Source organism: Nocardioides sp. (genome assembly GCF_031422975.1).
Classification (GTDB): domain Bacteria; phylum Actinomycetota; class Actinomycetes; order Propionibacteriales; family Nocardioidaceae; genus Nocardioides.
Genome location: NZ_JANPEO010000398.1, coordinates 1 through 5,011, shown reverse-complemented (window position 1 = coordinate 5,011; position 5,011 = coordinate 1). Strand labels below are relative to the sequence as shown.

Genomic DNA, 5,011 nt, shown 5'->3' with positions numbered 1-5,011 from the left:
CCGGTCCCGGACTGGCCGAGCACTTCGAGCACCGCCTCCGCCCCATCTCGGCCGGACTAGCCGTCCCGGTCTTCGCGTTCTTCGCCGCCGGGGTCACCATCGGCGGCATCTCGGGCCTCATCGGCGCCCTCACCGACCGGGTCGCCCTCGGCATCGTCGCCGGACTCGTGATCGGCAAGTTCGTCGGCATCCTGGGCACCACCTACCTCGTCGCGCGGTTCACCCGCGCCACCCTCGACGACCACCTCGGCTGGCTCGACGTCGCCGGTGTTGCCCTGCTCGCCGGGATCGGGTTCACCGTCTCGCTGCTGATCGGCGACCTCGCCTACGGCCCCCGGAGTGCGAGCACCGAGCACGTCAAGATCGGCGTGCTCACCGGCTCACTCGTCGCTGCCCTCCTGGCCGGGATCCTCCTCCGCTCCCGCAACCGGACCTATCGCCGCATCCGCGACGTCGAGTCCACCGACACCGACGCCGACGGCATCCCGGACGTCTACGAGACGCAGGAGTGATTCGCCCGGCAAGCAGTGATCGTGAATGCGGCCCTGAGCCTGATCGTCATGACCTCGCCGCGGACGCGACGAGATCGAGCGCGATGTCCACGATCATGTCCTCCTGGCCGCCGACGAGCCCCCGACGACCGACCTCGAGGAGGAGCTCGCGTGAGTCCACCTCGTAGCGCTCGGCCGCGGTCTCCGCGTGGCGGAGGAACGAGCCGTAGACGCCGGCGTAGCCGAGCGTGAGGGTCTCCCGGTCGACCCGGACCGGGCGGTCCTGCAGCGGGCGGACGAGGTCCTCGGCCGCGTCCTGGAGGGCGAACAGGTCGCAGCCGTGGTCCCAGCCGTTGAGCTCGGCCACGGCGATGAAGGGCTCGATCGGGCAGTTGCCCGCTCCTGCCCCCAGCCCGGTCAGCGACGCGTCGACCCGGTTCGCTCCCTCCTCGACGGCCACCATCGAGTTGGCCACCGAGAGGGAGAGGTTCTCGTGCGCGTGGATGCCGATCTCGGTGCCGGGGTCCAGCACGTCGCGGTAGGCCCGCATCCGCTCGCGGACGCCGTCCATCATCAGCCGCCCGCCGGAGTCGGTGACGTAGACGCAGTGGGCGCCGTAGGACTCCATCAGCTTCGCCTGGCCGGCGAGCGTCGCCGCGTCGGCCATGTGGCTCATCATCACGAAGCCGGACACGTCCATGCCGAGCTCACGAGCAGTCGCGATGTGCTGGGCCGAGACGTCGGCCTCGGTGCAGTGTGTGGCGACGCGAACGGAGCGGACGCCGAGGCCGTGCGCGCGCTTGAGGTCCTCGATGGTGCCGATGCCCGGCAGCAGCAGGGTGGTGAGCCGCGCGTTGGTGATGTTCTCGGCGGCCGCCTCGATCCACGCCCAGTCTGTGTGCGAGCCGGGGCCGTAGTTGAGCGAGCCGCCGGCGAGGCCGTCGCCGTGGGTCACCTCGATGCCGCCCACTCCAGCCGCATCGAGCGCGGCGACGATCGCGCCGACCCGCTCGGGCTCGATGCGGTGCCGGATGGCGTGCATGCCGTCGCGCAGGGTGACGTCCTGGATGAACAGCTTCGTCATGTCGACACCTGCTTCTTGGTAGCGGCCATCGCCTCGGCCATGCGCAGGGCTGCGCTGGTCATGATGTCCAGGTTGCCGGCGTACGCCGGGAGGTAGTGGGCGGCGCCCTCGACCTCGAGGAACACCGAGACCTGGTGGGTCACCGGCGTGTCGGTGAGGGTGTGCACGGGTTGGTCCGCAGGGACCGGCACGACCTGCACCTGCTGCTTGAGCCGGTAGCCGGGGACGTACTCCGACACCTGCCCGACCATCCGCTCCACCGACGCGCGGATCTCGTCGTGCGTCGCCTCGTCGGGCGCGTTGACGAGCGCCAGGACGGTGTCGCGCATGATCAGCGGCGGCTCGGCCGGGTTGAGGATGATCACCGCCTTGCCGCGCTCGGCGCCGCCGACGGCCTCGATCGCGTGGCTGGTCGTCTCGGTGAACTCGTCGATGTTGGCGCGGGTGCCGGGGCCGGCGCTCCTCGACGCGATGGACGCGACGATCTCGGCGTAGGGCACCGGCACGACCTGCGCGATGGCCGCGACGATCGGGATCGTGGCCTGTCCGCCGCAGGTGACCATGTTGACGTTGTCGGCATCGACGTGGTCGCGGAGGTTGACCGCTGGGATCACCATCGGACCGAGGGCCGCCGGCGTGAGGTCTATCAGCTTCTTCCCGTACGCCGCCAGCCTCGCCGCGCTCGCGACGTGCGCCTTCGCCGAGGTGGCGTCGAAGATGATCTCGATCTCGTCGAAACCGTCCATCGCGATCAGCCCCTCGACGCCCTCGGCAGTGACCGGGACCCCGAAGCGCAGCGCGCGCGCCAGACCGTCGGACTCCGGGTCGATGCCGACCATCGCCGCCATCTCGAGGGTCTCGGAGAGGCGCAGGACCTTGATCATCAGGTCGGTGCCGATGTTGCCGGAGCCGATGACGGCCACCTTGGTCTTCATGGGGACGTCCTTTCGTCGGAGTCGGATCCGAAGGAGACGGAGACGGAGCCCAGACCGCTGATCTCCGCTGCGAAGCTGTCGCCCGGCGTGACCGCGACCATCGGGCCGAGAGCGCCGGAGAGGACGACCTGACCGGCCAGCAGCGGCTCGCCGAAGTCGCGAGCGGTCCGGGCCAGCCAGGCGAGGGCGTTGAGAGGGTCGCCGAGACAGGCCGCGCCGCTGCCGGTCGAGACGACTTCGCCGTCGCGGGTCATGGACATCTCGGCGTCGACGGGCTCGATGTCGGCCAGGGTCTTGGACTCGGCACCGAGGACGAAGAGCGCGCTCGAGCCGTTGTCGGCCACCGTGTCGGCGAAGGTGATGTCCCACCCGGCGATGCGGCTGTCGACGATCTCGAGCGCGGGGAGCACCCACGCCACCGCGGCTCGCACTTGTGCGTCGTCGAGGTCGCCGTCGACCAGGTCGACGCCGAGCACGAACGCGATCTCTGCCTCCACCTTCGGCTGGAGCAGACCACGCGTGGGGACCGTGGCGCCGTCCGGGTAGGCCATGTCGTCGAGGAGGACGCCGAAGTCGGGCTGGTCGACGCCGATCTGCGCCTGCACGGCCGGCGAGGTCAGGCCGACCTTGCGACCGACGACGGTTGCTCCGGCGGCGACCCGCCGCCTGATGAGCGCGTGCTGCACGGCGTACGCCGTCCCCGCGTCCGCACCGATCAGGTCGCGGACGGGCGGGCAGGGGACGAGTGTCTGCTGCGCGAGTTCGAGTCTCTCCAGGGCGCGGGCGGCCGCGTCGGACAGGTCAGGAGCTGTGGTCACGCGCCCACTGTGCCCGCAGGGAGCGCCCGTGAGCTCACGCCATGTTCCACTCACCGGAACGCGGATCCGATCTCCCTGGCTCAGCGTCGGGCCAGGGTGGCGGAGATGCCGCGCGCGGTGGTGCGCACCCGGTCGGCGTGCGCCTGTGGGTTGAACCGAGCGATGGGGCCGGCGACGCTGACGGCGGCGACCGCCTCCCCGTCGAGGTCGAAGATCGGTGCGCCCACGCAGACGAGACCGGTGAGCGACTCCTCGAACTCGAAGGCGACCCCTGTCAGCCGCACCTGTTCGAGCTGGCGGGCCAGGATTCCGGGGGCCGTGACCGTACGCGGGGTGTGTCGGGTCAGTCCCGCCCGGACCACCTCCTCCAACACGTCGGGGGGCGCGTGTGCCAGCAGCGCCTTCCCGACGGCTGTGCAGGAGAGTCCGAGTCGCCCGCCCGTCCGCGACGGCACGGACGTCTGGCGATGCCCGGTCAGCTTGGCGACGTAGACGACGTCGCTGCCGTCGCGGACTCCGAGGTGCACGGTCTCGTCGACGGCTTGCCGGAGCTCCTCGAGGAAGGGCGTTGCGACGTCGAGCAGGTCGCGCTCGACCGAGGCGCGCATCCCCAGCTCGAACATGAGCCGCCCGAGGCGATACAGGTCGTCGCGACGCTCGAGCAGGCCGGCCGCGACCAGGTCACCGCAGACCCGATGGAGAGTGCCCTTCGCGAGGCCCGTCCGGCGGCCGATCTCGGCCAGGGTGACGCCACGGTCGTCCATCGTGAAGGCCTCCAGGACCGCGACCACCTTGCCGAGCACCGTGGCGGTGTCGGTCGTTGGTCGGGGTGCGGGGTTCACGCAAGGAAGGTACCGCCGCCGCGTCTCCACGGCCCCTCCAGTCGGATCAGTGGTCGTGGAGAATCAGCGTCTGCCACGTCTGTCCGTCGTCGGTCGACTCGTACACCCCGCTCCCGGTGGCCGCATGCCATCTGCCATCCACGGCATCGAGCGCTTCGGCCGGGCCGTCGAGTTGTCCCGCCTCCTGCCAATCGGTGGCGTCTGAGCTGCTCATGACGGTGCCGTCGGCGCCGATGCCGACAAGCGGTCCGTCTGGTTGCCAGTCGATCGCCGTGAGCGTCGGTGCGCCGGGTACTGGTCGGGGCTCTTGTCCGTCGGTGGACCGGACGAGGGTGCCTCGGTCGGTGGTGGCGTAGACGGTGCTGGGGTCCGCCGGGTCCGCAGCGAGGTCGTAGAGCTGCTGGGTGCTGATGGTGGTCCAGTTCTTCCGGTCTGTGGTCGTCAGTAGTGACCCGCTGGCGGAGTCGTAGGCGTAGATGCGGTCGCCGACCGGTTCAATGGCGTGCAGGTCCGCGTCCCCGAGCAGCGACACGGTGTCCCAGGTCTGGGCGCCGTCGGTGGACTCCATGAGGCCGAGGCTCGATGGCAGTCGCTCGCGTAGGTCGGGGTGGCCGGAGCCGAGGAAGTGCCCCGCACCAACGACGGCGAAGCCCATCGTGTCTTGCCACCGGTCGGCGACCCGCTCGCGGGTTCCGTCCTGGGCGACGCGGAAGACGCCGAAGTGGGAGGCGACGTACAGGGTGCCGTCACCGGGGTCGACTCCGAGGCCGTGCACGTGGCCCAGCGCATCTTCCTCGCCCGCGTTCGGTGCGGGGCTGTCGCTCGCGCCGCACCCCGAGAG

Annotated in this window: 6 protein-coding genes; 1 reads left to right on the top strand and 5 read right to left on the bottom strand. The window is 70.7% G+C overall.

What is annotated here, in order from left to right:
• On the top strand, positions 1-512 hold a 512-nt coding region (locus RMO85_RS12030; protein WP_310528965.1), incomplete at its 5' end, for a Na+/H+ antiporter NhaA.
• Positions 513-558: 46 nt separating this feature from the next.
• On the opposite strand, the gene dmpG is transcribed toward RMO85_RS12030, so the two are convergent.
• From dmpG to RMO85_RS12005, 5 genes are all read right to left on the bottom strand, one after another.
• Positions 559-1,575: a 4-hydroxy-2-oxovalerate aldolase gene (dmpG, locus tag RMO85_RS12025; RefSeq protein WP_310528964.1), complete on the bottom strand. Its 1,017-nt coding sequence runs from the start codon at positions 1,573-1,575 to the stop codon at positions 559-561.
• Positions 1,572-2,510: an acetaldehyde dehydrogenase (acetylating) gene (locus RMO85_RS12020; protein ID WP_310528963.1), complete on the bottom strand. Its 939-nt coding sequence runs from the start codon at positions 2,508-2,510 to the stop codon at positions 1,572-1,574. The genes dmpG and RMO85_RS12020 overlap by 4 nt, the downstream gene beginning before the upstream one ends.
• The gene (locus RMO85_RS12015; protein ID WP_310528962.1) at positions 2,507-3,328 is read right to left on the bottom strand and encodes a fumarylacetoacetate hydrolase family protein; all 822 of its coding nucleotides are present in this window, start codon (positions 3,326-3,328) and stop codon (positions 2,507-2,509) included. Before RMO85_RS12015 ends, RMO85_RS12020 begins: the two co-directional genes overlap by 4 nt.
• Positions 3,329-3,408: 80 nt before the next feature.
• Positions 3,409-4,170 (bottom strand): IclR family transcriptional regulator, encoded by a 762-nt coding sequence (locus RMO85_RS12010; RefSeq protein ID WP_310528961.1) that lies wholly within the window; start codon positions 4,168-4,170, stop codon positions 3,409-3,411.
• A gap of 46 nt (positions 4,171-4,216) precedes the next feature.
• Positions 4,217-5,011: F510_1955 family glycosylhydrolase (locus RMO85_RS12005; RefSeq protein ID WP_310528960.1), on the bottom strand; the 795-nt coding region annotated here is incomplete at its 5' end.